General features: G+C 66.9%; 18 protein-coding genes and 1 tRNA gene. 7 read left to right on the forward strand and 12 right to left on the reverse strand.

What is annotated here, in order from left to right; all coding sequences use genetic code 11:
* Positions 1-51: 51 nt before the first annotated feature.
* From ACW4E8_RS07470 to ACW4E8_RS07485, 4 genes are read right to left on the reverse strand one after another with little or no spacing between them, the layout of a single operon-like run.
* A complete protein-coding gene (locus ACW4E8_RS07470; protein ID WP_456803925.1) occupies positions 52-846 on the reverse strand; it encodes a TauD/TfdA dioxygenase family protein in 795 nt (264 codons plus the stop codon).
* Between the two features lie 34 nt (positions 847-880).
* A complete protein-coding gene (locus ACW4E8_RS07475; RefSeq protein ID WP_456803926.1) occupies positions 881-1,852 on the reverse strand; it encodes a zinc-binding dehydrogenase in 972 nt (323 codons plus the stop codon).
* Positions 1,853-1,904: 52 nt separating this feature from the next.
* On the reverse strand, positions 1,905-2,270 hold the full coding sequence (locus ACW4E8_RS07480) for a hypothetical protein (RefSeq protein ID WP_456803927.1): 366 nt from the start codon (positions 2,268-2,270) through the stop codon (positions 1,905-1,907).
* Complete coding sequence (locus ACW4E8_RS07485; protein ID WP_456803928.1) at positions 2,260-2,721, reverse strand: hypothetical protein; 462 nt, start codon at positions 2,719-2,721, stop codon at positions 2,260-2,262. Before ACW4E8_RS07485 ends, ACW4E8_RS07480 begins: the two co-directional genes overlap by 11 nt.
* Positions 2,722-2,937: 216 nt before the next feature.
* Between ACW4E8_RS07485 and ACW4E8_RS07490 the strand changes: the two genes are divergently transcribed.
* From ACW4E8_RS07490 to ACW4E8_RS07515, 6 genes are all read left to right on the forward strand, one after another.
* Complete coding sequence (locus ACW4E8_RS07490; protein WP_456803929.1) at positions 2,938-3,228, forward strand: UxaA family hydrolase; 291 nt, start codon at positions 2,938-2,940, stop codon at positions 3,226-3,228.
* Between the two features lie 5 nt (positions 3,229-3,233).
* The gene (locus tag ACW4E8_RS07495; protein WP_456803930.1) at positions 3,234-4,388 is read left to right on the forward strand and encodes a UxaA family hydrolase; all 1,155 of its coding nucleotides are present in this window, start codon (positions 3,234-3,236) and stop codon (positions 4,386-4,388) included.
* A gap of 6 nt (positions 4,389-4,394) precedes the next feature.
* Positions 4,395-5,099: a GntR family transcriptional regulator gene (locus ACW4E8_RS07500; protein WP_022534325.1), complete on the forward strand. Its 705-nt coding sequence runs from the start codon at positions 4,395-4,397 to the stop codon at positions 5,097-5,099.
* Positions 5,096-6,130 carry an Ldh family oxidoreductase gene (locus ACW4E8_RS07505; protein WP_456803931.1) on the forward strand — a complete coding sequence of 345 codons (1,035 nt, stop codon included), beginning with the start codon at positions 5,096-5,098 and terminating at the stop codon, positions 6,128-6,130. Before ACW4E8_RS07500 ends, ACW4E8_RS07505 begins: the two co-directional genes overlap by 4 nt.
* A 90-nt stretch (positions 6,131-6,220) precedes the next feature.
* Positions 6,221-9,787, forward strand: a complete 3,567-nt coding sequence (locus ACW4E8_RS07510; protein WP_456803932.1) for an indolepyruvate ferredoxin oxidoreductase family protein — start codon at positions 6,221-6,223, stop codon at positions 9,785-9,787.
* Positions 9,788-9,858: 71 nt separating this feature from the next.
* Positions 9,859-10,839 carry a tripartite tricarboxylate transporter substrate binding protein gene (locus ACW4E8_RS07515; protein WP_456803933.1) on the forward strand — a complete coding sequence of 327 codons (981 nt, stop codon included), beginning with the start codon at positions 9,859-9,861 and terminating at the stop codon, positions 10,837-10,839.
* 42 nt (positions 10,840-10,881) lie between these two features.
* Here the strand turns inward: ACW4E8_RS07515 and ACW4E8_RS07520 are convergent, their stop codons facing one another.
* Entirely contained in the window at positions 10,882-12,612 is a 1,731-nt protein-coding gene (locus ACW4E8_RS07520) for a SulP family inorganic anion transporter (protein WP_456803934.1), read from the reverse strand.
* Positions 12,613-12,902: 290 nt separating this feature from the next.
* Here ACW4E8_RS07520 and ACW4E8_RS07525 point away from each other — a divergent pair, with 290 nt between their 5' ends.
* Positions 12,903-13,253: a hypothetical protein gene (locus ACW4E8_RS07525; RefSeq protein ID WP_456804106.1), complete on the forward strand. Its 351-nt coding sequence runs from the start codon at positions 12,903-12,905 to the stop codon at positions 13,251-13,253.
* Between the two features lie 85 nt (positions 13,254-13,338).
* Here the strand turns inward: ACW4E8_RS07525 and ACW4E8_RS07530 are convergent, their stop codons facing one another.
* The 7 genes from ACW4E8_RS07530 to ACW4E8_RS07560 form a co-directional block, all read right to left on the reverse strand.
* On the reverse strand, positions 13,339-16,842 hold the full coding sequence (locus ACW4E8_RS07530) for a pyruvate carboxylase (protein ID WP_456803935.1): 3,504 nt from the start codon (positions 16,840-16,842) through the stop codon (positions 13,339-13,341).
* A gap of 627 nt (positions 16,843-17,469) precedes the next feature.
* The gene (locus tag ACW4E8_RS07535; RefSeq protein ID WP_456803936.1) at positions 17,470-18,117 is read right to left on the reverse strand and encodes a glycine-rich domain-containing protein; all 648 of its coding nucleotides are present in this window, start codon (positions 18,115-18,117) and stop codon (positions 17,470-17,472) included.
* 52 nt (positions 18,118-18,169) lie between these two features.
* Positions 18,170-21,544 carry a bifunctional diguanylate cyclase/phosphodiesterase gene (locus ACW4E8_RS07540; RefSeq protein ID WP_456803937.1) on the reverse strand — a complete coding sequence of 1,125 codons (3,375 nt, stop codon included), beginning with the start codon at positions 21,542-21,544 and terminating at the stop codon, positions 18,170-18,172.
* A gap of 514 nt (positions 21,545-22,058) precedes the next feature.
* Positions 22,059-22,152, reverse strand: a tRNA-Ser gene (locus ACW4E8_RS07545).
* 129 nt (positions 22,153-22,281) lie between these two features.
* A complete protein-coding gene (locus ACW4E8_RS07550) occupies positions 22,282-23,532 on the reverse strand; it encodes an aspartate kinase (RefSeq protein WP_316149028.1) in 1,251 nt (416 codons plus the stop codon).
* 123 nt (positions 23,533-23,655) lie between these two features.
* Positions 23,656-25,107: a tRNA lysidine(34) synthetase TilS gene (gene tilS, locus ACW4E8_RS07555; RefSeq protein ID WP_456803938.1), complete on the reverse strand. Its 1,452-nt coding sequence runs from the start codon at positions 25,105-25,107 to the stop codon at positions 23,656-23,658.
* Positions 25,073-26,044 (reverse strand): acetyl-CoA carboxylase carboxyltransferase subunit alpha, encoded by a 972-nt coding sequence (locus ACW4E8_RS07560; RefSeq protein WP_456803939.1) that lies wholly within the window; start codon positions 26,042-26,044, stop codon positions 25,073-25,075. Before ACW4E8_RS07560 ends, tilS begins: the two co-directional genes overlap by 35 nt.
* Between the last annotated feature and the right edge of the window lie 24 nt (positions 26,045-26,068).

Consider the following 26,068-nt stretch of genomic DNA (forward strand, 5'->3'; position numbering starts at 1 on the left):
GGCGCCGCATGCCGGTTGAGGCCGGTGCGGCGCCGGGTGTGGCAGTACTACTCAGCGGGGCACTTCGCCTTCCAGCGTCACGCGGTTCAGCACGCGGTCGGCATTGCCATAGTCGTGCACGGCGTAGTGCATGGTGCAGCGGTTGTCCCACATCACCACATCGCCCTCCTGCCACATATGGCGGTAGACGTTGTCCGGCGACACCGAGTGCTCATACAGGAAGTCGAGTAGCGGGCGGCTCTCCGCTTCGGTCATGCCGTCGATGCACTGCGCGGTGTCGGGGTGGCCGACATAGAGCGCCTTGCGCCCGGTCTCCGGGTGCGTGCGCACGATCGGGTGCACCGCGGTCGGCACCTTGTCCGAACCGGTCATCCTGGCCAGCCGCGCGCCCGAGAAGCGGGCCCGCAGCCCTTCGATCATGCGCTGCATCGCCGGCGACAGGCGGTCGTACGAGACGTACTGGCTGCACCACATGGTGTCGCCGCCGATGGGGATGGTGACCGCCGACAGGATCGAGATTTTGGGCGGCACCTCGGTATAGATCGAGTCGGAATGCCAGGCCTCGGTCGAGGCGGTCTCCTTCGGGATCTTGGTGACCTGCGCCAGTTCCGGGAACTCGGTCAGGCCCTTGAGCAGGGGGTTGCCCTGCACCGGCTTGCCCCAGCGCCGGGCGAACGCGACCTGGGCGGCAGGCTGCAGATGCTGGCCGCGGAACACCAGCACGCCATGCTCCAGGAATGCCTGGTGCAGGATCTCGAAGCTGGCGTCGTCGAGCGGCTGGTTCAGGTCGACACCGGTCACGGCTGCAGCCACGGAGCCGGTCAGCGGCTTGATCTGGATCGTCATCATGTCTCCTCTTATCTATCGCTTCTCTGTGTAATCAGTCGACCAGCAACACGATCTTGCCGACGTGCTGGTCTTGCTTCATGTACGCATGCGCGGCGTCGATGTCCGTCATGGCAAAGGTCCGGTCGATCGGCAGGCGCACGCGGCCCGCGCGCAAAAAGGGCAGCAGGTCGCGCGCGCAGGCCTGGATGCATTCCAGCCGCTCCTGTTCCGTGCGGGTGCGGAAGGTCACGCCGATCAGCTGCAGGCGTTTGAGCCAGAGCTGCGTCAGGTCGATCTGGGCGGTTGCCGAGCCCAGCCGCGCGATATTCACCAGGCGGCCCTTGACCGCCAGGCTTTTCATATTGGCCTCGAACACCGGGCCGCCGACGGTATCGATGATGATGTCGACGCCCTTGTTGTCGGTGGCCTGCAAGACCGCCTCGACCTGGTCGTCCTGCGAGGCGTCGATGCCGACATCCACGCCGAACTGGCTGATCTTGTCCAGCTTGGCCGCCGAACGCGACGACGCGATCACGGGCCGGGCACCCATCAGCGAGGCGATCTGGATCGCCGCCATCGCCACGCCGCCCGAGGCGCCGTTGACCAGCACCGACTCGCCCGCCACCAGCCGGCCGTTGGTGACCAGTGCGTCATGCGCGGTGATAAAGACGTTGGGGAACGCCGCGGCATCGATCCACGACAGGCCGTCCGGCACCGGGATCAGCGCCATCGGGTCGGCCACCACATACTCCGCCTGGCAGCCGCGGCCATGGCCCATCACCCGGTCGCCCTTGCTCCAGCCGCCGACGCCTTCGCCGACTTCCGCGATCTCACCGGCAAATTCAACGCCGGTGGTGATCGTGTTGCCCGAGCGCAGCTCCTTCGCCTGGTTGATCTCGCCACGGTTAAGGCCCGCAGCGCGCACCCTCACCAGTACCTGCCCCGCTGCCGCCACCGGCACGGGGATATCCTGCACTTCGACCTTGCCGCCCTCGGGGCCCGGCACTACACGGACTGCTTTCACTGCTGTCTCCTTTTCCTGTCTCTCGACGTATCTCTTGCTGTGTCTGTACTTGCTATGCGACGCCCAGCGCCGTCGCGCGGATCAGCGACAGCAGCTCCAGCGCCCGTTCGGCGGCAGCTTCGCCACCCGGGTGATTGCCGCGTACGAACGGCGCCCGCGTGTCTTCAATGGCGGCCAGCGCGTGCAGCGGCTTCTCCGCCGCCACCGCCAGCCGCCGGAATTCATTGACCGTCAGCAAGTAGGTGTGGAACACGTCTGCCTGCGGCGGCGTCGCGCCCAGCTTGTGCAGCAGCGCGTTCAACCAGTGCGTGCCCGCCAGCATCGCGCCTTCGATGGTCATCTCGTAGTCGGCGCTGGTGCACTTCTGCAGCGATGCCTCGAGGCTGCGCGCCATCGCCATGTGCTGCTCAATGTCCATGGCGGTCTCCGTCCAGGCGCGCTTCCAGCAAGTCCAGGCAGCGGCGCAGTGCGGCATCGCAACCCTCGGCAATCTCGGCGGTGGGCGCCAGCCCCTCGCGCAGGCAGGGATCGCGGTAGTGCTCGATGTGCTCCATCGCTTCCATCATCTCGGCGATATCGGCAGGCACCGGCCCCTCCACTTTCGGGCGGCCGACATGCAGTACGTCGCCCAGCGGCCGGAACGCCGGCTTCAGGCTGCCGTCGGGCTGCGGCACCAGGTAGACGCCCGGTTGCGTCGGGAACCTGTCGTCGTCAAGCGTGATGCCCGCCTGATGCAGTGCTGCATTGACGGCATGGGTGCCGGCGGTCATGCCCGCCCAGAACCACAGGCCGAAGTCCTGTAGCGGATCCAGCCGTGCGCGCAGGCCCTGCAGCTTCGCGACCTTCTCCTTGTGTGACATGACGTTCATGTCCGCCCTCTCCTAGGTTCACTGCGTCGATGGCTCCGGCGCTGACAACATCGCCGTTGTCATGACAATAGACAGCGGCTGGGTCGAAGTCAACAAACTTCTATATAGGACTTTTACTGCAGGAGTAGTGGTTTTCGCTGAGTTTCCCTATTTAACCTTGACTACATGCCGGTCGACTCCCTACATTGATCTCAACACCTATACAGGAGTTGATCAATGCCCCGAGCCATCGTACTCAACCCGGCCGACAATGTGGCCACCCTGCTGGACGCCGGCCAGGCCGGCGACGCCTGCGCGCTGCAAGGCGAGCGCCAAGGCAAGCTGGTGCTGCTGCAAGACGTGCCGTTCGGCCACAAGATCTGCATCGCCGACACGGTCGAGGGAGAAACCATCCTGAAGTACGGCCAGGTCATCGGCCGCGCCAGCCGCGCGGTGCGCGCCGGCGAACACATGCACGTTCACAACATCGAGTCGGCGCGCGCCCGCGGCGACCTGCAAAAGGGGTAATGCAGATGACAACAACCTTCCTCGGATACCCGCGCGAGAACGGCGCGGTCGGTGTGCGCAACTGGGTCGCGGTGGTCTCCGTGATGGACAACTGCAATCCGGTCACCCGCACCATTGCCCGCACCGTGGGCGGCTGCATCCCGGTCACGACGCTGTTCGTGCGCGGACAGTTCGGCGCTGACCTGGATTTCGCGTTCGAGTCGCTGGCCGGCCTGGGCCGCAATCCCAATATCGCCGCAGTGCTGCTGGTTGGCCTGGAGGAGTCGTCGACGGAAGAGGTCGCACGCCGCATCCGCAGCACCGGCAAGCCGGTCGAATGCGTGCACCTGCAGCCCGACGGCACGGTCGCGTGCATTGCCGAAGGCACGCGCAAGGCCAGCCGGCTATCGCTGGCCGCGTCGAAAGCGCGCCGCGTGCCGTGCCCGGTGTCGTCGCTGGTGATCGGCGTCGAGTGCGGCGGCTCCGATACCACTTCCGGGCTGAGCTGCAATCCGGTGATCGGCCGCATGGCCGACAAGGTGGTCGCCGGAGGCGGCACCGTGATCATTTCCGAGACCTCGGAGTTCATCGGCGCCGAGCACCTGTTCGCCGAGCGCGCGGCCGATGGCCGGGTGCGCGAGGCCTTCGTCACGGCGGTGCGCAACATGGAAAACCTGGCGATCTCGCGCGGCGTCGACATGCGCGAGGACCAGCCATCGCCCGACAACAAGCGCGGCGGCCTGACCACGGTCGAGGAGAAGGCGCTGGGCGCGATGGCCAAGGCCGGCACCAGCCCGCTGGTGGGCGTGCTGCGCTACGGCGAGGCACCGCAGAAGAAGGGGCTGCATTTCATGGACGCGCCGGCCGCGGCAGTGGAAAATCTCACTGCGCTGGCTGCCGGCGGATGCCAGCTCACCTTCTTCGGCACGGGGGTGGGCAATCCGATCGGCAGCATGGTGGCACCGACCGTCAAGGTGTGCGGCAACGTCAATACCCTGCACACCATGGCCGACAACATTGACTTCGACGTAAGCGGAGTCCTGCAGAACGGGGACAAGATCGCCGACCTCGGCGAGCAGCTGTATGGCTATGCGATGGACGTCGCATCCGGCACGCGGCTGACCAGCGAGGTGCTCGATATCCGGGAGACCGCGGTCAGTCGATTCGCACTGAGCCTCTGAACAACCATGACCAAACTTAGTAGCGTCTCCGACGCGATCATCCGCTCCATCGAATCCGGCGCACTGCGCGAGGGCGACCGCCTGCCCTCCGAAGGCGAGCTCGCCAGCTTCCATGGGGTCAGCGTCGGCACGATCCAGAAGGCATTGGCGCGGCTGACGCACTCCGGACTGATCACGCGCGAACAGGGACGGGGCACCTTTGTCTCCGGGACGCGCGTAGCGCCGGCCGATGTCCGTTACCTGCGCTTCCGCGACGAACAGGGCAACGAGCTGCCGTCCTACGTCCACGCGCGCTCGGTGAAGCGGATCAAGCGCAAGGGACCGTGGTCGGAGTTCCTCGCCGGTGACGGCTACGTGCGCATCGAGCGCGTGATCAGCGTCGGCGGCCACTTCGACCTCTACAGCGAGTTCTGGCTGCGCGAGGAAGACTTCGCGCAACTCGGCGGGCTGGACCGCGATGCGCTGGAGAAGAACCTGCGCGAGCTGATCGGCCAGCGCCTGTCGCTGCCGACGCTGCGCGTGGACCAGTGGATCCGCTTCGGCCCGGCCCCGGCCGTGGCCGCGCAGGAACTTGGGCTCGACCCCGAGGCGCCGGCATTCATCATGGAGTTGCGTGGCTACACGCTGCGCGACCAGCCGCTCTACTACCAGTCGGTCTATGCCGCCCCGTTCGCGGAGCGCCTGATGATCGTGCGGGAGAAATCGACATGAGTATCCGCTGGAACACCGACAGCCTTGCGCGCTGGACCGCCGCCGTGTTCGAGTCGTGCAGCGTCGCGCCCGACCACGCGACGGAAGCCGCCGCCGCGCTGGTGCGCAGCGAACTGCGCGGCTACAAGACGCATGGCCTGACGCGGGTCCCCTCCTACGTCGAACGCCTGCGTGCCGGCGATTTCAACCCGCGCCCCAGTATCTCGCACAAGGCCTTCCCGGGCGGCATCGTGCTTGACGCCGACGGCGCCATGGGCCAGATCGCGGGCCCGCGCGCCGTGCAACTGGGGCTGGAGGCGCTGCAATCGAGCGCGTCAGTGCTGGTTGCCGTGCAATCGTGCGGCCATCTCGGCGCGCTGGGCATCCCCGCGTTGCTGGCCGCAGAGGCCGGTGCCTTCTGCATGGTCGGACAGCGCACGCCGCCGGTGCTGGGCATGGAAGGCTTTGCCCGCGCCGCGATCGGGCATAACCCCATCGCCTTCGGCTGCCCGTTGCCGGGCGCGGCGCCGATCGTGTTCGACGTCGCCTGCAGCGTCGCCGCCCGCGGCCACATCCTGCTGGCCGCCCGAGAAGGCAAGCCGATTCCCGCGGGCTGGGCGCTCGACGCCGACGGCCACCCGACCACCGATGCACAGCGCGCGCTGGAAGGCTCGCTGCTGCCCACTGGCGGGCACAAGGGCATCGGCATCGCCATGATGGTGGAGTGCCTGGCCGGCGCCATGGCCGCCACCGCGGACTCGCTTTCTCCCGCGCGCAACACCGTCTCCGGCGCCGGCGCGGTTGGCCGCCAGGGCGGTTTTGTCTGGCTGGTCAAGCCGGACGCCTTCGCCGGCAAGGAGCTGTTCGCCGACTACATGGCGCAGTGGACCGGCAACTATCTTGCCGCCGGCGGCGCCGACGCCCGGCTACCCGGACACCGTGGCGAAGCGCTCGAACGCGAAGGCCGCGAGCAGGGCATCGCCTTGCCCGACGCGGTCGTGCGGGAACTGGGCGCGCTCGGCCGGGCCCTCGGCATCCCCCTCCCCGGCTAGCGCCGCTTCCGTCACCAGTATTGCCAGGAATCCGGGTGCCAACGCACGCCGGCAGCCCCCGCTCAACCCTGTTTGCCTGAAACCGCCCTTATGAATGCTCCAATCCTCCCCGACGCAGCCCGGCAGGCCCTGCAAGCCGTGTCGATCGACGACAAGTACGCGCTGGATGCCGGCCGTGCCTACATGAGTGGCGTGCAGGCGCTGGTACGCCTGCCGCTGTTGCAGCGCAAGCGCGATGTCGCGGCTGGCCACAACACCGCCGCCTTTATTTCCGGCTACCGCGGATCGCCCCTCGGCACCTATGACCAGGCGCTGTGGCAGGCCAAGAAGCATCTTGCCGACAACCACGTGGTCTTCAAACCCGGCGTCAACGAAGAACTCGGCGTCACGGCGGTCTGGGGCTCGCAGCAACTGGACTTCGATGCCGCCAGCAAGCGCTACGACGGCGTGTTTGGCATCTGGTATGGCAAGGGCCCCGGCGTCGACCGCAGCGGCGATGCGCTCAAGCATGCCAACCTCGCCGGCACCTCGCCGCTGGGTGGCGTGATCGCGCTCGCCGGCGACGACCACGTCTCCAAGAGCAGCACGCTGGCCCACCAGAGCGACCACACCTTCATGGCGTGCGGGCTGCCGGTGTTCTTCCCGTCCAATGTGCAGGACATCCTCGACCTGGGCGTGCATGCCCTGGCCATGAGCCGTTTCAGCGGGCTGTGGGCCGGCATGAAGACCGTGCAGGAGGTGGTGGAATCGGGCGCCTCGGTGATCACCGACTCGGATCGCGTGCGCATCCTGCTGCCGGAAGACTTCGCCCTGCCCGATGGCGGCCTGCATATCCGCTGGCCCGACGATCCGCTCGCGGCCGAGGCGCGCATGATGGAGTTCAAGTGGCCGGCCGCGCTCGCCTATGTGCGCGCCAACCGCCTGAACCGCAACGTGATCGAGGGATCCGGCGACCGCCTCGGCATCATCGCCAGCGGCAAGGCCTACAGCGACACGCGCCAGGCCCTGCTCGACCTCGGGCTTGACGATGCCACCTGCCGCGCGCTCGGCATCCGGCTGCACAAGGTCAGCGTGGTATGGCCGCTGGAGCCCGACAGCGTGCGCGACTTTGCGCGCGGGCTGCGCGAAATCCTGGTGGTCGAGGAGAAGCGTCCCATCATCGAACAGCAGCTGAAGGACGAGCTGTACCACTACCCGCCCGCGGCGCGCCCGGCCGTCTTCGGCAAGTACCACCACGCCGACGGCGCCGGCGGCGAATGGAGCCACCGCAAGCCCGCCGAGGACTGGCTGCTGCGCGCCAAGGCCGATCTCTCGCCCGCGCTGGTAGCCAAGGCAATCGCGCAGCGGCTCAAGGCGCTGGGCGTGCCGGCCGACGTGGCCGCGCGCATGGATGTGCGCCTGCAGGAAATCGAAGCAAAGGAACGCGCCACCGGCCTGGGCGATGCGCGCGCCACCGACCGCCTGCCCTGGTTCTGCCCGGGCTGCCCGCACAACACCAGCACCCAGGTGCCGGAAGGCTCGGTCGCAACCGCCGGCATCGGCTGCCACGGCATGGTGGTGTGGATGGACCGCTCGACCACGTCCTGGTCGCAGATGGGCGGCGAAGGTGTGCACTGGATGGGCCAGGCGCCCTTCAGCAAGCGCACCCACATGTTCGCCAACCTGGGCGACGGTACCTACAACCACTCCGGCCTGCTGGCGGTGCGCCAGTCGATCCATGCCGGCGTGAACCTGACCTACAAGATCCTGTTCAACAGCGCCGTGGCCATGACTGGCGGGCAGCCGGTGGACGGCCAGCTCGACGTACCGGCGATGACCCGCGAACTGGCCGCTGAAGGCGCGCGGCAGATCGTCGTGGTCACGGACGAGCCGGGCAAGTACAAGGGTGTCGACAACCTCGCCGCCGGCGTCACCGTGCGCCACCGCGACGAGCTCGATACCGTGCAGCGCGAGTTGCGCGAGGTGGCGGGCGTAACCGTGATCATCTACGACCAGGCCTGCGCCACCAAGAAGCGCCGCGAGCGCAAGCGCGGCACCATGGTCGATCCGGCCAAGCGCGTGGTCATCAACGAACTGGTGTGCGAAGGCTGCGGCGACTGCTCCGTGCAAAGCAACTGCCTGGCGGTGCACCCGGTGGAAACCGACTTCGGGCGCAAGCGCAAGGTCAACCAGGACACCTGCAACAAGGACTTCTCCTGCACCAAGGGCTTCTGCCCGAGCTTTGTCACGGTCGAAGGCGGCCAGCTGAAGACGCCCGCCACCACCGCGAGCGACCGCGCCACGCCGCCGGCCATCCCGATGCCCACGCTGCCGGATGCCCGCAAGCCGCAGCGCATCGTGGTGGCGGGGATCGGCGGCACCGGCATCGTCACCATCGGCGGCGTGCTGGGCATGGCCGCCCACCTGGAAGGCAAGGGCGTGATCACCCAGGACGCGACCGGCATGGCGCAGATGGGCGGCGCCACCTGGAGCCACATCCAGATCGCCGCCAGCCCGGACGCCCTGCATACGAGCCGCGTCGACATGGCCATGGCCGACCTGGTGATCGCCTGCGATACCGTGGTCGCCGCCAGCAAGACCTCGCTGGCCGCGATGTCGCCGGCGCGGACCTATGTGGTGCTGAACAGCCATCTCACCCCGACCGCGGCCTTTGTCCGCAACCCGGACTGGGACCCGCAGACCGGCGAAGCCGTGGCCCGGATCGCGCAGTCCGTCGGCGACGGCCAGCTGGCCAGCTTCGATGCTGAACAGGTGGCGAAACAGGTGCTTGGCCAGTCGATCTACGCCAACCTGCTGCTGCTCGGCTATGCCTGGCAGAAGGGCAAGGTGCCGCTGTCGCACGCGGCGCTGATGCGCGCCATCGAGCTCAACGGCGTGCAGGTCGACAGCAACAAGGCTGCCTTCGAATGGGGCCGGCTGTGCGCCCACGATATGTCGAAGATACCCGCGCAGCCAGCCGGCTCTCAGGTAATCCAGTTCGTGCGCAAGGTCCCGGTCGAGGAACTGATGAAGAAGCACGCCGAATTCCTGACCGGCTACCAGAACCGGGCCTATGCGGCGCAATACGAGTCGTTCGTGGGCCGCGTGAAGGCGGCGGAATCGGTCGTCGGCGGCACCCGCCTGACTGAAGCCGTGGCCCGCTCGCTGTTCAAGCTGATGGCCTATAAAGACGAATATGAGGTGGCTCGCCTGCATACCGGCGCCGCATTCCGCCAGCAGATCGCCTCGATGTTCGAAGGCAAGGTCCGGCTGGTGCACCACCTGGCCCCTCCCCTGTTTGCGAGGAAGAACCAGGCCGGCGAACTGGTGAAAGGCGCCTATGGCCCGTGGATGCGCACCGCGTTCGGCGTACTGGCCCGCTTCAAGGGCCTGCGCGGCACGGCATTCGATCCTTTCGGCTACACCCTGGAGCGCAAGGAGGAGCGGGCCCTGATCGGTGAATTCCGGTGCAGCGTGGAAGCCTTGCTGCCGGCACTTTCCGCGCACAACCTCGAGCTGGCGCTGGAGATTGCCCGGCTGCCGCAGGAGATCCGCGGCTACGGCCACATCAAGGCGCGCAACCTGGCGGCCACGCGCACGCGCTGGGATCGGCTGATGGCGCAATGGCAGCAAGGGGGCGCGCAGCCGGGACAAATCAAAGCCACTGAAGCGGCATAAACCAAAGACTGAACCAACGAAGGCCCCGTCACCTTCACCGGGGCCCGTCAGAGACAGCGAGGAGACAACAGATGAAATCCGTACTGAACCGTTTTGGCCGTACCCTGGGCGCGATCGCACTGGCTGCCTGCGCCACCGGCGCGCTGGCACAAGGCGGCTATCCCAACCGGCCGATCCGCATCATCGTGCCGTGGCCGGCCGGCGGCGGCGTCGATGCCGTCACCCGCACCGTGGCCGAGAAAATGACGGCCAGCCTGGGCCAGCAAGTCGTGGTCGACAACCGGCCCGGGGCGACCGGCAATATCGGCGCCGGCATGGGCGCCAAGGCCGCCCCCGACGGCTACACGCTGCTGGTCGCCAGCGCGCCGATGGCGATCAATGCCAGCCTGCACAAGAACCTGCCCTTCGACATGGGCAAGGACTTCGCGCCCCTTGGACTGATGGCAAGCTCACCGTACATGCTGGTGGTCAAACCGTCCGTGGGCGGCTCGGTCAAGGAACTGGTGGCGCGTGCCAAGGCGGAGCCCGGCAAGCTCAGCTATGCATCGGTCGGCCCGGGCACCCAGCAGAACGTGATCAGCGAGGTGTTCAAGGAAACCGCCCATATCAACATCGTGCACGCGCCGTACAAGGGCGGACCGCAGGCGCTGACCGACATGGTGGGCGGCCATATCCAGATGATGTTCCACGGCGTGCCGGCGGTGATGCCGTTCGTCAAGGGCGGGCAGCTCAAGGGCGTCGCCGTGGCCAGCAAGCAGCGGCTGCCGTTGTTCCCCGACGTGCCGACCATGGCCGAAGCCGGCTTCCCGGGCATCGAGGCCAGCGAATGGTATGGCCTGGTGGCGCCTGCCGGCACGCCCAAGGAGATCGTGGCGCTGCTGGGCAAGGAGATCGACAAGGCCCTGAATGCGCCGGGCGTGCGCCAGCAGCTGCTCAGCAAGGGCTATGAGCCGGCCGGCCAGAGCTCTCCGGACCAGTTTGCGAGCTTCATGGCGGCCGAGCAGAAGAGATGGGCGCTCGCCATCAAGCAGACCGGGTTCCGGCTGGAATAGCCGGCGCGCGGCGCAACCAGCCTGGGCCGCGCCCGCGCGGCTTCAGGCTGGTTCGCCGAGATAGTCATCCACCGCACTGCCCACCGTGGGGTGGAAATTCTTGTCGCCAATCGCTTCCATCAGCTCGAAGCGCTTGAGCTTGTCGCGCACCGGGTCCTTCATCTCGGCAAAATGCAGGGCGATGCCACGCTCGCGCAGGGTGCGGCTCAGTTCGCGCAGCATGTCGGCCGAGGTGACATCGACACTGGTCACCGGTTCGGCCGCCACCACCACCCTGCGCACGGCTGTCGGCGATTCGTCGATCGCTTCGATCAGGCGCTCCTGGAACAGCTCGGCATTGGCGAAGAACAGCGGCGCATCCCAGCGGAACAGCAGCAGGCCGTCGATGCGCTCGGCATCAGGGTAGCGCTTGGTGTCGTGGTATCCCCGCAGGCCCTCGACGCGGCCGAGCACGGCGTAGTGCGGCCGCCAGCCGTCCCACAGAAATTCGATCACGGCGAGGACCACGGCCAGGATGATCCCCGGGATCGCCCCGAACACGGCGACCGCGGCAAAGCAGACCATCGACAGCCAGAACTCCCACTGCTGGATGCGATAGATGCGCTTCAGGTCCGCGAACTCAAACAGGCCGATGACCGCCGCGATCACCACCGCGGCCAGCGCGCTGTTTGGCAGGTACTGCAGCAGGTTGGGCGCGAACATCAGCAGCAGCGCCACGGCCAGTGCGCCCACGACACCGGTGAGCTGGGTCTTCGCGCCCGCGGCTTCGGCCACTGGCGTCCGGGACGAGCTGCTGCTGATCGGAAAGCCCTGGAAGAATCCCGCGGCCAGGTTGGCGGCGCCCAGGCCGACCATTTCCTGGTTCGGGTCGACACGGGTGTTGGTGCGGGCGGCAAAGGTGCGCGACAGCACGCTGGTATCCGCGAACGAAATCAGCGCGACGGCAATGCCGCCCAGCAGGATCGCCACCAGGTCCGCACCGCTCACCCAGGGCACGACAAAGCCCGGCAGGCCTTGCGGGGTCTTGCCCAGCACTTTCACGCCGGCCTGGTCCAGGTTGAATAGGCTGACCGCCAGCGTGGCCAGGACCACGGCAATCAGGATGCCGGGAACGCGCTCGAAGCGCTTCAGCAACAGGATCAGCACCAGGCTGCCGGCGCCAACCGCGAAGCTGTACCAGTTGGTTTGCCCGGCCAGGATCGCGCTGGCCAGGTTGAGCATGTCCCGCAGCGGACCGGCTTCTTCTAGCTTGATGGCGAACAGCTTCGGCAACTGGCTGACCAGCACCGTGAGCGCGATCCCGTTCATATAGCCATAGCGGATAGGCTTGGAAAGCAGTTCGGTAATGAAGCCCAGGCGCATCAGTCCCATCACGATGCAGACCACGCCCGACACGATCGCCATCATGCTGGCCACCATGATGGCGCGCCCCGGATCGCCACCGGAGACCTGCAACACCACCGCCAGGATCGGCGCCGCCAGGGCCGAATCCGGGCCCAGCACGAGGATCCGGCTCGGGCCAAGCATGGCATACACCAGCAGCGGGATCATGGTGGCGTAGAGCCCGTAGACACCGGGCACGCCGGAGGCTTCGGCGTAGGCGATGCCGACCGGCACCAGCATGGTCGTGAGCACCAGCCCGGCGGCGAGGTCTTTCGGCAGCCAGCCCGGTTGATATGACTTCAATACCAGGACCCCGGGGAGCCAGCGCAACCACCCGGGTGCCTTGTCGGCTTCACGCTCCGCGGCGGGGGTCAGGTTCTGAGGCTCCATGGGGGGCATCTCCTTGGCATACATGGACTATAGAAGGTACCGCCCCGCCGGATCAAAGAAAGAAGTGGATCAGTCTGCCCTGGAACGCCCTGGTCGGGATGCCGCGAAGCACCTCGGATGCTGCAATGCAATGCTGCCTGCTTGCCGCACCGCGCTCCCGCCCTGGCTAGCCTGGGTCATTCGCTTCTGACAATCCCGGTAATGGGACATATGATGGTCTGGCAAGCCAGCCTGTAGTCCGACAGGGTTCCCGCGCCCAGCGGAATGCCTTTGCACCGGGGAGAGACATGATGCCGATATCGACGAGATGCCTGGCAACCGGCCTGCTGGCCCTGGTGTGGGCCTCGCCTGCCCTGGCGCAGCCCGCACCGGCAGACGGTGCCGCCGGCGCCATATCGGAAGCGGTGCAAGGCGGGGCCAGTCCCTATCGCCCCCCGTCAGCTGCCTCGCCCGATCCTGAAGAGGCCGCGCGCGCCAAGTGCGAAGCCCTGAAGGAGCAATACAACGCCACCTCCAAGAAGCGCTCCTACCAATCATCCGGCCCTGGCACCCAGACCGCGCAGGGCCGCACCATCCCCAAGATCGAACGCGACAAGACGCGCAAGCAACTGCAGCAGGCGTACCGCGACAACTGCACGTAGCCGGGAATCTATCTGCACCGCGTGGTGGAAGTGCCGGACGGTTCCCTGCAGGATGCGAATCGGAGCCTGCGCCTGCCAGCCAACGTCAATCCTTCAGTTCGATCAGCAGATCCTTCGCAGCCACGCGATCCCCCTGTTGAACATGGACCGCGGCGATTTCGCAGTCACGGTCCGCCGCGATATGGGTTTCCATCTTCATCGCTTCCAGCGCCAGCAGCGTCGTGCCCGCGGCCACGCGCTGCCCCGGCTGCACCGCGACCGTCACGATCGAGCCAGGCATGGGCGCGGCGACATGCAGCGGGTTGTCGGGCTCGGCAACCGGACGGCGGTGGCGCGCCGCCGCCGCTTGCGTGGTGCTGCGCTGCTCGACCAGCGCGGTGCGCGACTGCCCGTTCAGCTCGAACTGGACCTTGATCAGACCCTCTTCGGCATCGGGGTGCGTGCCTTGCAGCGAGACCAGCAAAGTCTTGCCGGCGGCGATGTCGATGGCCACTTCTTCCTGCGGCTGCAGGCCGTACAGGTATGCCGGCGTGGGTACCACCGAGGTATCGCTGTAGTTGCGCACATGCGCGTGGTACTCGCCGGCCTGCTTCGGGTACATCAGGTATGAAGCCAGCTGGCGGTCGTCGAGCGGCTGTTCGCACGCTGCTTCGCCCGCGGCGCGCGCCGCGTCGAGGTCGACCGGCGGGATCCGGTCGCCGGGCCGGTACGGCGCGGGCGGCTCGCCGCGCAGCACCTTGCGCGACAGTTCCGCGGGGAAGCCGTCGGGCGGAAAGCCCAGTTCGCCCTTGAACAGCGACACCACCGATTCAGGGAAGGCGGTTTCCTTGGCCGGATCGCACACGTCGGCGGCGCTCAGGTCGTTGGCCACCATCATCAATGCCAGGTCGCCGACCACCTTGGACGTCGGCGTCACCTTGACGATGTCGCCGAACATCTGGTTGACCTCGGCATAGGCACGCGACACCTCGGTCCAGCGATGCTCGATGCCGAGCGAGCGCGCCTGCTCGCGCAGGTTGGTGTACTGGCCGCCGGGCATCTCGTGGCGGTACACGTCGGCAGTGCCGGCGCGGATTTCGGATTCGAACGGCGCGTAGTAGCGGCGCACCCCTTCCCAGTACATCGACGCTTCGTGCAGGCGCTCCAGGCTGAGGCCGGGATCGCGCTCGCTGCCGGCCAGGGCCGCGGCGATGCTCGACAGGTTGGGTTGCGAGGTCAGCCCGCTCATGGCGTCGAGCGCGCCGTCGACCGCATCGCAGCCGGCCTCGATCGCGGCCAGTGCCGAAGCGGCCGAGATGCCGCTGGTGTCGTGGGTATGGAAATGCACCGGCAGCCCGGTCTCTTCCTTGAGCGCCCTGACCAGTGCCGCCGCGGCCTGCGGACGGCAGATGCCTGCCATGTCCTTGATGCCCAGCACATGCACGCCGGCCTGCTTCAGCTCGCGCGCGATGCCGACGTAGTACTTCAGGTCGTACTTGGCGCGCGACTTGTCGAACAGGTCGCCGGTATAGCAGATCGCGCCTTCGCACAGCGCGCCGCTTTCGCCGACGGCATCGATCGCGACCCGCATGTTGCGCACCCAGTTCAGTGAATCGAACACGCGGAACACATCCACGCCGGCGCTGGCCGCCTGGCGCACGAAGAAGCGCACCACGTTGTCGGCATAGTTGGTGTAGCCGACCGCATTGGATCCGCGCAGCAGCATCTGGAACAGCACGTTGGGCACGCGCTCGCGCAGTTGCTCAAGGCGCTGCCACGGGTCTTCCTTGAGGAAGCGCAGCGCCACGTCGAAGGTGGCGCCGCCCCAACACTCCAGCGAGAACAGCTGCGACAGTTCGCGCGCATAGAACGGCGCGATCGGCAGCATGTCGGCGGTACGCATGCGCGTGGCGAACAGCGACTGGTGCGCGTCGCGCATGGTGGTATCGGTCAGCAGCACCTGCTTCTGCTCCAGCATCCAGCGCGAGAACTTCTCCGCGCCCAGCTCGCGCAGCCGGTCGCGCGTACCGTAGGGCAGCGCACCGCTGGTGTCGAAGGCGGGCAGGACCGGTGTGGGCAGCGGCAGCGATGGCAGCGTGCGGCCGCTCATCTCCGGGTGCCCGTTGACGCTGACCTCGCCCAGGTAACGCAGCAGCTTGGTGGCGCGGTCCAGGCGCTTGGTGAACGCCAGCAGTTCCGGCGTCAGGTCGATAAAGCGCGTGGTGACGTCGCCGGACCGGAACGCGGGATGGTTGATGACGTTCTCGAGAAACTGCAGGTTGGACGCGACGCCGCGGATGCGGAACTCGCGCAGCGCACGGTCCATGCGTCGGATCGATTCGGGCGCGGTCGGCGCCCAGGTGGTGACCTTGACCAGCAGCGAATCGTAGTACGGCGTGATCACCGCGCCGCCATAGGCGGTACCGGCGTCCAGGCGCACGCCGAAGCCTGCCGCGCTGCGGTAGGCGGTGAGGCGGCCGTAGTCCGGCAGGAAGCCGTTCTCCGGGTCTTCGGTGGTGATCCGGCATTGCAGCGCATGACCGTTGAGCGAAATCGCTTCCTGCACCGGCACGCCCGCGGCGCGCACGACGATCTCGCCGGCTTCATTGCGCGTGTTCTCGGTCATGCCGATATGGCCGCCTTCCGTCACGCGGATCTGCGCCTTGACGATATCGATCCCGGTGACCATCTCCGTGACCGTGTGCTCCACCTGGATGCGCGGGTTGACCTCGATGAAGTAGAACTGGCCGGAATCGGCATCCATCAGGAATTCGACCGTACCGGCATGGGTGTAGCCGACCGCGCGCATCAGCCGCAGGGCCGATTCGCACAGCGCGGCCCGGCCGGCATCGTCGAGGTACGGCGCGGGCGCGCGCTCCACCACCTTCTGGTTGCGCCGCTGCACGGTACAGTCGCGCTCATAGAGATGCACGAGGTTGCCGTGCGTGTCGCCGAGCACCTGCACTTCGACATGGCGCGCGTTGCGCACCAGCTTTTCGACATACACCTCGTCGTTGCCGAACGCGGCCAGCGCTTCGCGCCGCGCCGCGGCGAGCGCCCCCTCAAGGTCCTGCTCGCTTTCCAAAACCCGCATGCCGCGCCCGCCGCCGCCCCAGCTTGCCTTGAGCATCAGCGGATAGCCGACGCCGGCGGCCAGGCGCTTGCACGTTTCCAGGTCATGCGGCAGCGGATCGGTTGCCGGCATCACCGGCACGCCCGCCTCGATCGCCGCGTTGCGCGCCGCCACCTTGTTGCCAAGCTTGCGCATGACCTCGGGCGACGGGCCGATCCAGCGGATTCCCGCGTCGATCACGGCCTGCGCGAAGTCCGGGTTTTCCGAAAGGAAGCCATAGCCCGGATGAATGGCGTCGACCTTCGCCTGCCTGGCAATGCGCAGGATGTCGTCGATGTCGAGGTAAGCCGCCAGCGGCTTCTTGCCCTCGCCGACCAGGTAGCTCTCATCCGCCTTGAAGCGATGGAGCGCGAGGCGGTCTTCCTTCGAATAGATCGCCACCGTGCGCACGTTCATCTCGGCGGCCGCGCGCATCACGCGAATCGCGATCTCGGAACGGTTGGCAATCAGCAGGGAGCGGATAGGGGCGTAGTCCATGGGATGCAGGGAAACGAACCAGCCGTGCGCAACCGCCACGGCAGGGTCAGGTGATCAGGGATGCAGCACGGGCGCAAGGCTTGCCCGGGCCGCTAGTCGCAATGGGCAAATGGGGCGTGCGAGTCCATCCAGTCATAGTGCGCCGATGCAGCGGCCCACGCCCAGTTGGCTCGCTTTGGCGATGGCTGGTCCCGATCGCCATGCTCGCTTCGGTTCTGGCCGGCAAGCGGCTGATCGCCATCTCCGGCAAGCTCGCGGCTGTGCGCGCGGGCTCCATTTCTTCCGTAGTACATCGTGGTGCCTTCCTCTTCAAGACCAGGTTCGCCTGCCCACGACGCAGCGCGATGGCCAGGGCGACGGCAGGTTTGCAGGCACGATGAAATACGCGCCCATCCCGGCCTGCTGCCGCAAGAAGCGGGCCACGGCCGATTCAGGCACCATCCCTTTGATTTGGTGGAGGATTTTCTTCCGAGGCCAGCCTATCGAATTTCAGAAATGAAATTTTTCATTTCATCGATGCCGCGGCCAATGCGCGATGCAGCACCTGTGCCGCGCGGCAACCGATAGTGCCGGCGTGAGCAACGTGGCCGGGCAGACGACACCCGCCCGGCCACGAATGCCAGGCCTTCAGCAGGCCGCGGCCTGGGGCGAAGCCAGTGCGCAGTATGCGGGGGCGCCGGCCTTGGCCATGCGTGCGCAGTACGCGGGTTCTTCCGCCTTGGCCATGCGGGCGCAGTACGCCGGTTCTTCCGTCTTGGCCATGCGTGCGCAGTACGCAGGTTCCTCTGCCTTGGCCATGCGCGCACAGTACGCAGGTTCCTCCGCCTTGGCCATGCGCGCACAGTACGCGGCCTCGTCGGCTGCTGCCCGGGCGCAATATGCGGCAGACGTCAGCGGGCTGCCGAACTCGCGCATGCTCAGCGCATCGCTCGCCGCGGCCATTTGCAGGAGGCGGGCCTCATCCTCCGGACCGTCGATGCCAACGTAGGGGTCGTGGTGAAGGACATAGCCGAAGATGTGCTCGCAATCGCTGGCATAGCGCCTGGTATCCAGGATGTGGGCATGCCAGAAGGCATCCACCTGCTCGCTGGGGACGGCGGGCGTGTCCGGATGCTTCGCCGCCAGCTTGAGGAATTGCCGGTAGCCGCTCTCCGCCTGCTCCAGCGATTCTGGCGACCAATGCGCATGCTTCTGGTGCAGCAGCTTGGCCTTCATCCTGGAAAAGTCCAGGGCGTCGATGGCCCGCCACATGATTTCAATAGTACGGTCCTGCATGATTTAGCTCCCTGTTATTGGACTGCTTAAGCACGCACCGGACTGGCAGCAGTCAGGCGCGCATCGGTTGCGGCCCATGCTCGAAAGCGGGACCGTTCTCCACGCGGCTGGCCAGGAAGGCAGTGATCTGCGCCGGCGGCAGCGGATGGCTGAAGTAGTAGCCCTGCACTTCGTCGCAGCCTTCGCGGCGCAGGAATTCGAGTTGCACCTCGTTCTCCACGCCTTCGGCGACCACTTCGAGGCCAAGCCGGTGGCCAAGGCCGATCACCGCGCTGGTAATCTGCGTGTCGCTGCGGCTTTCCGGTATGTAGCGGACGAAGCTGCCGTCGATCTTGACCGTATCGATCGGGAAGCGGCTCAGGTAGGCGAGCGAGGAGTAGCCGGTGCCGAAGTCGTCGATCGCCAGTCGAACACCCGTGCGCTTCAGGCGCGAGAGCCAGCTGGACGCCTGCTCGGCATCGCGCATGACCATGCTCTCGGTGAGTTCAAGCTCCAGCAGGTTGCCAGGCAGCCCGGCTTGCCGCAGCGCATCGATGATGGTCAGCCTGAGCGACTTGTCGGCGAACTGCCGTGCTGAGAGATTGACTGAAACACGCACCGGCGGCAGTCCCTGCGCGCGCCATGCGGCATTCTGCCGGCACGCTTCGCGCAGGGCCCAGGCGCCGATCTCGACAATGGCGCCGCTCTGCTCCGCGAAGGGAATGAAATCTCCGGGCATGACCAGGCCCAGTTCCGGGTGGCGCCAGCGGATCAGTGCCTCGACCGCCGTGCACGCTCCCGACGCGAGCGCAATGCGCGGCTGGTAGTAGAGGATGAATTCGTCCTGCTCGAGCGCGCGGTGCAGGTGCGACTCCATGTCGATGCGCCGCTGCAGGGACGCGCTCATGCCCCGGCAGTAGAACTGGTAGCCGTTCTTGCCGAGTTGCTTGGCACCGTACATGGCCAGGTCGGCATGCTTGAGCAGGGTCTGCCAATCGTTGCCGTCCTCGGGGAAGGAGCTGATGCCGATGCTTGCCGTCATGCGCAGCTCCGACTCGTTGACGACGAAGCCTGGCGCGAGCGCAGCCTGGATCCTGGCGATGGTCCGGTCCAGGATCGTCGAATCGCCCTTGGGGTCCAGCAGCACGACGAATTCATCGCCGCCGAAGCGGGTGATCAGCTCCACCTCCTCCAGACTCCCGCGCAACCGGTCGGCCATCTCGCGCAGCACGATGTCGCCGGCGTTGTGGCCGATCGTGTCGTTCACGACCTTGAACTCGTCCAGGTCCACGAAAATGACATGCAGGGCCTGGTCGCTGGCGCGGGCACGGGTCAGCGCCTGCTCGAACTCGGCCTTGAACATGAGGCGGTTGGGCAGGCCGGTGAGGGCATCGTGATTGGCGATGAAGCGCAGGTTCTCCTCGGCCTGGCGCCGCAGCAGGAAGTGCCCGGTCTGATTGGCAATGCCGCTCGCCATCGCGAGCGCATGCGTATCGGGGCTGCGCTTGCTACGGGAATAGAGTTCGACCACGCCGAGCGTCACGTGGCCCCTGCTCAGCGGGAAGGCGAACACCGTCCGGATGCCGCCCGCGTCGAGCCACCTGGCTTGCGGATGCCGGGCCATCGCGCTGCGGCTTGCATACCATTGCGGCGCCTGCAAGACCGCAGCGCCGGCCGGCCCTGCGGGGCGCTCGGCGAGCCAGGGCTGCAGCGCCTTGACGCGGGCCAGGTAGACCGGCGGCAGCTTCAGTCCCTGGCTGTCATCGCCCGGCCAGAAGGCACCGGCCTCCCAGTCCATGCCTTCGAGCAGCGTGTGGACAATCTCCTCCAGCACCTCGATTTCGCTGGTGGCGGTGGCCAGGTGCAGGGCAATCTGGTGTTCCTGCATCCTGGCCTGCTCGGCGGACTTGCGCTGGCTGATGTCCTGCGCGGTGCCCCGCAGCACGGCGCTGTCCGCCGCCCCATGCGCGTGGCCGATCAGGTGCAGCCAGCCCCGGCGTCCGCGCCGCGACCGGTAGGGGCACTCGAACTCGAACGGCTGGCGATCCTGCAGGGCTGCCCGCATCCGTTCCCGCAGCATGGCGCGATGGCCGGCGTCGATCGCCTGGAACAGCGCTTCCGGAGTCGGCTTGTCGACGCGCAAGCCTAGCAGGCGCGCCATTTCCCGGGAAAAATGCGCGATGTCCTGGTCCAGGTCGATGCGCCAGTCGCCCAGGTGGGCAATCTGCTGCGCCTCGGCAAGCGCGGCCTGGCTGTCGCGCAGGCTGTGCGTCATCTGGTCGGCCACGGCCACGGCGCGCGCCCGCGAACTCGACAACGCATAGGCCAGCCACCCCAGCAGCACGCTGATGATCAGGCCGGAGATCACCACCAGCGCCGGCAGGTAGCGCTGCGGACCACTGATGGCCTTGGCATCGGCCGCAAATGCAATCACCCAGCGCCGTCCGCCGAAATTCCGCACCACGCTCTTGGCCAGGTCATGCTGGCCCGGGGCTGCCTGGCCTTCCGCCAGTGCCGTCGCGCCATGCGCGGCACTGGCGTGGACGGCGCTGCCGCCAGCGCCCCGGCTGCGCTCCCTGGCCGCCAGGCCGGTCACGCTGTCATAGAGCAGGTTGGCCGCGGAGGGCGGAACCGCCGCCTCCGCGAAGTCTCCGGCGTCATGCACGCGGAACCGGATCCGGCGCAGGTTCTCATTGCTGACCAGGTCCTTCAGCAGGTCGTCCACCCGGATCCCCGCGCCAACCGAGCCGACATAGGCGCGTCGGCGCGCTTCCAAGGAATCCAGGTCGGGCACCTTGCGGTACACCGGCAGGCGCAGGGCGATGCCCACATGCGGGTTCTTTGCCTCGCTGAAGATCAGGCGCCCGCTGCTGACTGACTGCCCGGTATCGCGCGCGCGTTCAAGCGCGGCCAGGCGGCGTGGCTCGGCGCCCATGTCGATGCCGATCGACGCCAGGTTGATGTCGAGCGGCTCGACATAGGTCAGCACGAAATGGCCCGGCCGCCGGCCGGGCGGCCGGACGTTGAACGTCACGCCCGCCTCGCGCAGGATCGGATCGCTGCGCTGCCGGGCGACAAAGGCGTCGATCTCGGCCGCCGGCACGTACGGCGCGTAGTTCAGCGTCTGGAAACCGGGATAGCGCTGCGGCAGGTTCAAGCCGCTGACAAAATCGCGAAACTCGCCGCGCGAGACATGGTCGCTGGCGCCGAACAGCGCCTGCATGGTCACCAGTACATCGGTATAGAGGCGGATCCGTGTATCGATCTGCTGGATGACGTCGCCAGTATCGTTCTCAAAACGCAGGCGGACATCCTTTTCCAGCAGGTCGGTGCAGAACGCATAGACGACGGCCGTCGTCATCACGCCAAGCAGCAAGGTGCCCGCGGTGATGGTGCGCGACCCAAGGCGTCCAAGCGGGCGCAGCACGCGCGCAAGCGTCTGGCGCAAGATTGTTTCCCCCCGGATGTTGATGGCAGGCAAGCGCCTGAGCGGCCGCCACCAACGACTGATGCTAAAAGTGCACTTATTGGCTGGGGTTCTATTCGAAACCCACCCTCTTATATGTCTTAACAATCTATAACAAGCGGGGAAAAACGGGCCCTGATTATCGCGGCGTAAACACCCAACTTAAGTGGGGTGGCAGTTTAGGGGGGACAGTGGCCTGGCAGAAGCTAGCCGCAAGCGTAAATACTGACTTCGTTCGCGAGTTATCCAGGCACGCGCTGGCCGTGGGCTCCGAAATCAGATCAACGGCTTTAACGGGAGCATCTGCAGAAACTGGCGCTCTTTCGTCGCCAGATTGCAATATGGACTTCGAGGGTGGGATCGTTGGCGCCGCCCAACGCAACGGCACGGGCAGCAGCAGAGAAGTGGCGGGTATCTGTTCGGACAACAAGAATCCTGACCCGCAAAAAACAAAACCCCGGAAGACCGCGATCTTCCGGGGTTTCGCCGCCATGACTGGCGGAGACGGAGGGATTCGAACCCTCGATCCAGGTTTTGGCCCGGATGCTCCCTTAGCAGGGGAGTGCCTTCGACCTCTCGGCCACGTCTCCCAAACTTGCGTTGTGTGAGGGAGCCACACAACGAAGCGCGTATTCTAGCGGCGCCGCCCGTGTTGGTCAACGAAAAATCGATCACTCAACACAAATTCCGCGGCCCCGCCAGAAGTGTTCACGAACGGATCACGCCTGTTCCAGTTCGAAGGCCTTGTGCAGCGCGCGCACGGCCAGTTCCATGTACTTCTCGTCGATCAGCACCGAGATCTTGATTTCCGAAGTGGAGATCATCTGGATGTTGATGCCTTCTTCCGACAGGGTGCGGAACATCTTGCTGGCGATGCCCACGTGCGAGCGCATGCCCACGCCCACCACCGACACCTTCGACACCTTCGGGTCGCCCGACACGCTGGCGGCGCCGATATGCGACTTCACGCCATCGTTCAGGATGGCCAGCGCACGCTGGTACTCGCCGCGCGGCACGGTGAAGGTGAAGTCGGTCTTGCCGTCGACGGACTGGTTCTGGATGATCATGTCGACGTCGATGTTGGCGTCGGCGACCGGGCCCAGGATCTGGTAGGCGATGCCCGGCTTGTCCGGCACGCCCAGAACGGTGATCTTGGCTTCGTCACGGGCAAAGGCGATGCCGGAGATGACGGCTGCTTCCATGGTGGAGTCTTCCTCAAAAGTGATCAGCGTGCCCGAGTGCATTTCCTGCTCGAGCGGCATAAGCGGGTCGGTCAGCGACGACAGCACGCGGGTCTTCACGCGGTACTTGCCGGCGAACTCCACGGAGCGGATCTGCAGCACCTTGGAGCCGAGGCTGGCCATTTCCAGCATTTCTTCGAAGGTGATCTGGTCCAGGCGGCGGGCGTCTTCGACCACGCGCGGGTCGGTGGTGTACACGCCATCGACGTCGGTGTAGATCAGGCACTCGTCGGCTTCGATCGCAGCGGCAATGGCCACGGCCGAGGTGTCCGAGCCGCCACGGCCGAGCGTGGTGATGTTGCCGTCGTCGTCGATGCCCTGGAAGCCGGTGATCACGACCACGCGGCCGGCGTCGAGGTCGGCCAGGATGCGCTCGTCGTCGATCGATTCGATACGGGCCTTGGTATAGGCCGAGTCGGTCTTCACCGGCACTTGCCAGCCGGTGTAGCTGACGGCGTCGATGTCTTCGCCGTGCAGCGCGATCGCCAGCAGTGCCACGCTGGCCTGTTCGCCGGTCGAGGCGAGCATGTCCAGTTCACGCGGATTGGGCTGCGGCGAAATTTCCTTGGCGAGTCCCAGCAGGCGATTGGTCTCGCCCGACATGGCCGAAGGCACCACGACTACGCGGTGACCGGCGCGGTGCCACTTGGCCACGCGCTTGGCGACATTCTTGATGCGTTCCGAGGAACCCATCGAAGTGCCGCCGTATTTGTGAACGATGAGAGCCATCTTCTTGTCGACGCCAGCGATTGTGCAAAGCCCTTGAAAATACACGAACAAGCCCCGTCAGGCAAGGCGCGAGCGGGGTTCCGGCTGCAGATCGGAAGTGATGCCGGCGGCGATCCGGGGGCTTCAGTGCGGCGGCATCGCCACTGCCGGCGGCTGCGGATGCCATTCGACGCGCCAGCGCGGCGCCGCCGGGGCATCCGGCCAGCGGCGGTGCATGCCCAGGCCGGCGGCCAGCACCAGCGTATCGCCAGACCACAGCAGCGGCAGCCAGGCGCGGCGCCAGGCCGGGATGCCGGCTTCCTGGCAGGCTTGCTTCAGGGCCCGGGCCGGACCGCCCGGGCGCAGCACGATACGCTCGCCGCCGCTGCGGGCGGCCAGGCGCAAGGGCTGGCGCAGCACCGCTTCGGGCACGCCGAAGGTGTCATCGCGGAAGAAATGGAGTTCGCCGCGCCAGGCGGGCACCACGATACGGGCCTCGCCGCGCCAGTCCAGCATCACCGGTGCCGGCGCAGCGATCGGTGGCGGCGTGCAGGCCAGCACGCGGTCGCGGAAGCGGCGCAGGACCAGCCCCTCATGCGCGATTGCGGGCTCGCCGCCAGCGTGGGTGACCAGTTGCTCGCGCATCGCCGCCAGCCGAGCGGTGGACGGCGCGCGCACGCCCAGGTCGCGCAGCCAGAAGCGCAGCACGGCATCGGCATGTGCCACGGGCAAGGCGCGCAGCCCTGCCAGGTCGAGTTCGGAAAGCGTGTCGGCATCGCGGCCGGGGCGTGCCAGCGCCGCCAGCGAGGCGGCTGCCAGCTCGTCGATCAGTGCGCCTGCCTGGGCGAAATGCGCGGCCGCCTGCACCACATTGGCCGACAACGCCGGAAAGGCCGCCACCAGCGCCGGCAGGTGCGCGCGCAAGGCATTGCGCGCATAGCGGTCATCGGCATTGGACGGGTCGTCGACCCATTGCAGCGCGTTGGCCGCGCAGTAGGCCTCGATCTCGGCGCGGGCCACGTCCAGCCAGGGGCGCAGCAGCGTCACGCCGCTGCGGTCGTCCAGCGGGCGCAGCGCTGGCATGCCAGCCATGCCGGCCACGCCGGCGCCGCGAAACAGCCGCAGCAGCACGGTCTCGACCTGGTCGTCCTGGTGGTGGGCAAACAGCAGCAGGCGCGCGCCGCTGTCGGCGCACATCGCCGCCAGCGCGGCGTAGCGCGCACGGCGCGCGGCCGCTTCAACGCCCTCGCCCGCCTCTGGCTGCACCGACACCCGCCGCACGAAATAGCCGACCTGCCATTGCGCGCACAGCGCGGCGCAGAAGCGGTCCCAGTCGTCGGCATCCGCCTGCAGGCCGTGGTGGACATGCAGCGCCACCACGCGCGCGCCAACGCCCCACTCTGCCGCGGCCGCGCGGGCGGCATGCAGCAGCGCGACCGAATCGCGCCCGCCCGAGAGGGCCACCGCGATCGTCGCCGCGCCCGCGCCGCCGCCAGAAACAACAAAGGCCGCACCGGCCTGGAGGGCCTGTGCGACCTTGTCGGTCAGCCGGGCGGACGGGTCAGTCCTGGGCGCCGGTTTCCTTGAACTTGCCATAGCCGAGCAGGCGCTCGTAGCGGCGGGCCTGCAGCTCCTTCACGCTCATGCCCTGGAACTGGCGCAGCGACTCGGCCAGCGAGCGCTTGAGCATCGCCGCCATGCCCTTGTAGTCACGGTGCGCGCCGCCCAGCGGCTCGCTCACGATCTTGTCGATCAGGCCCAGCGCCTTCAGGCGGTGCGCGGTCAGGCCCAGCGCCTCGGCGGCTTCCGGTGCCTTCTCGGCCGTCTTCCACAGGATCGAGGCGCAGCCTTCCGGCGAAATCACCGCGTAGGTGGCGAACTGCAGCATCTGCACCACGTCGCCCACGGCAATCGCCAGCGCGCCGCCCGAACCGCCTTCACCGATGATGGTGGCGATCAGGGGCACCTTCAGGCCGGCCATCACGTACAGGTTATGGCCGATGGCTTCGGACTGGCCGCGCTCTTCGGCGTCGATGCCGGGGAATGCGCCCGGGGTGTCGACGAAGGTGAAGATCGGCAGGCCGAACTTGTCGGCCAGCTCCATCAGGCGCTTGGCCTTGCGGTAGCCCTCGGGCTTGGGCATGCCGAAATTGCGCAGGGCACGCTCTTTCGTGTCACGGCCCTTCTGGTGGCCGATGACCATGCACGCCTGGCCATTGAAGCGCGCCAGGCCGCCGATGATCGAAAGATCGTCGGCAAAGGTGCGGTCGCCGTGCAGCTCGTGGAAATCGGTAAAGATCTCGCGCACGTAGTCCAGCGTATAGGGACGCTGGGGGTGGCGGGCGATTTGCGCAACCTGCCACGGGGTCAGGTTGGCGTAGATGTCTTTGGTCAGCTGCTGGCTCTTGCCGGCCAGCCGCGAGATTTCTTCGGAAATATCGACAGCCGAATCGTCCTGCACAAAGCGCAGTTCTTCGATCTTTGCCTCGAGTTCGGCAATGGGCTGCTCAAAATCCAGGAAGGTGGTTTTCATAAAATCACACGTACCTGTCTGTGA

This window comes from Cupriavidus sp. CP313 (genome assembly GCF_054072015.1).

Coding starts and splice junctions, on each gene's coding strand:
- ACW4E8_RS07470 (WP_456803925.1), bottom strand. CDS start 846: ATGACGATCCAGATCAAGCCGCTGACCGGCTCCGTGGCTGCAGCCGTG.
- ACW4E8_RS07480 (WP_456803927.1), bottom strand. CDS start 2,270: ATGGACATTGAGCAGCACATGGCGATGGCGCGCAGCCTCGAGGCATCG.
- ACW4E8_RS07485 (WP_456803928.1), bottom strand. CDS start 2,721: ATGAACGTCATGTCACACAAGGAGAAGGTCGCGAAGCTGCAGGGCCTG.
- ACW4E8_RS07490 (WP_456803929.1), top strand. CDS start 2,938: ATGCCCCGAGCCATCGTACTCAACCCGGCCGACAATGTGGCCACCCTG.
- ACW4E8_RS07495 (WP_456803930.1), top strand. CDS start 3,234: ATGACAACAACCTTCCTCGGATACCCGCGCGAGAACGGCGCGGTCGGT.
- ACW4E8_RS07500 (WP_022534325.1), top strand. CDS start 4,395: ATGACCAAACTTAGTAGCGTCTCCGACGCGATCATCCGCTCCATCGAA.
- ACW4E8_RS07505 (WP_456803931.1), top strand. CDS start 5,096: ATGAGTATCCGCTGGAACACCGACAGCCTTGCGCGCTGGACCGCCGCC.
- ACW4E8_RS07510 (WP_456803932.1), top strand. CDS start 6,221: ATGAATGCTCCAATCCTCCCCGACGCAGCCCGGCAGGCCCTGCAAGCC.
- ACW4E8_RS07515 (WP_456803933.1), top strand. CDS start 9,859: ATGAAATCCGTACTGAACCGTTTTGGCCGTACCCTGGGCGCGATCGCA.
- ACW4E8_RS07520 (WP_456803934.1), bottom strand. CDS start 12,612: ATGGAGCCTCAGAACCTGACCCCCGCCGCGGAGCGTGAAGCCGACAAG.
- ACW4E8_RS07525 (WP_456804106.1), top strand. CDS start 12,903: ATGCCGATATCGACGAGATGCCTGGCAACCGGCCTGCTGGCCCTGGTG.
- ACW4E8_RS07530 (WP_456803935.1), bottom strand. CDS start 16,842: ATGGACTACGCCCCTATCCGCTCCCTGCTGATTGCCAACCGTTCCGAG.
- ACW4E8_RS07535 (WP_456803936.1), bottom strand. CDS start 18,117: ATGCAGGACCGTACTATTGAAATCATGTGGCGGGCCATCGACGCCCTG.
- ACW4E8_RS07550 (WP_316149028.1), bottom strand. CDS start 23,532: ATGGCTCTCATCGTTCACAAATACGGCGGCACTTCGATGGGTTCCTCG.
- tilS (WP_456803938.1), bottom strand. CDS start 25,107: ATGGCAAGTTCAAGGAAACCGGCGCCCAGGACTGACCCGTCCGCCCGG.
- ACW4E8_RS07560 (WP_456803939.1), bottom strand. CDS start 26,044: ATGAAAACCACCTTCCTGGATTTTGAGCAGCCCATTGCCGAACTCGAG.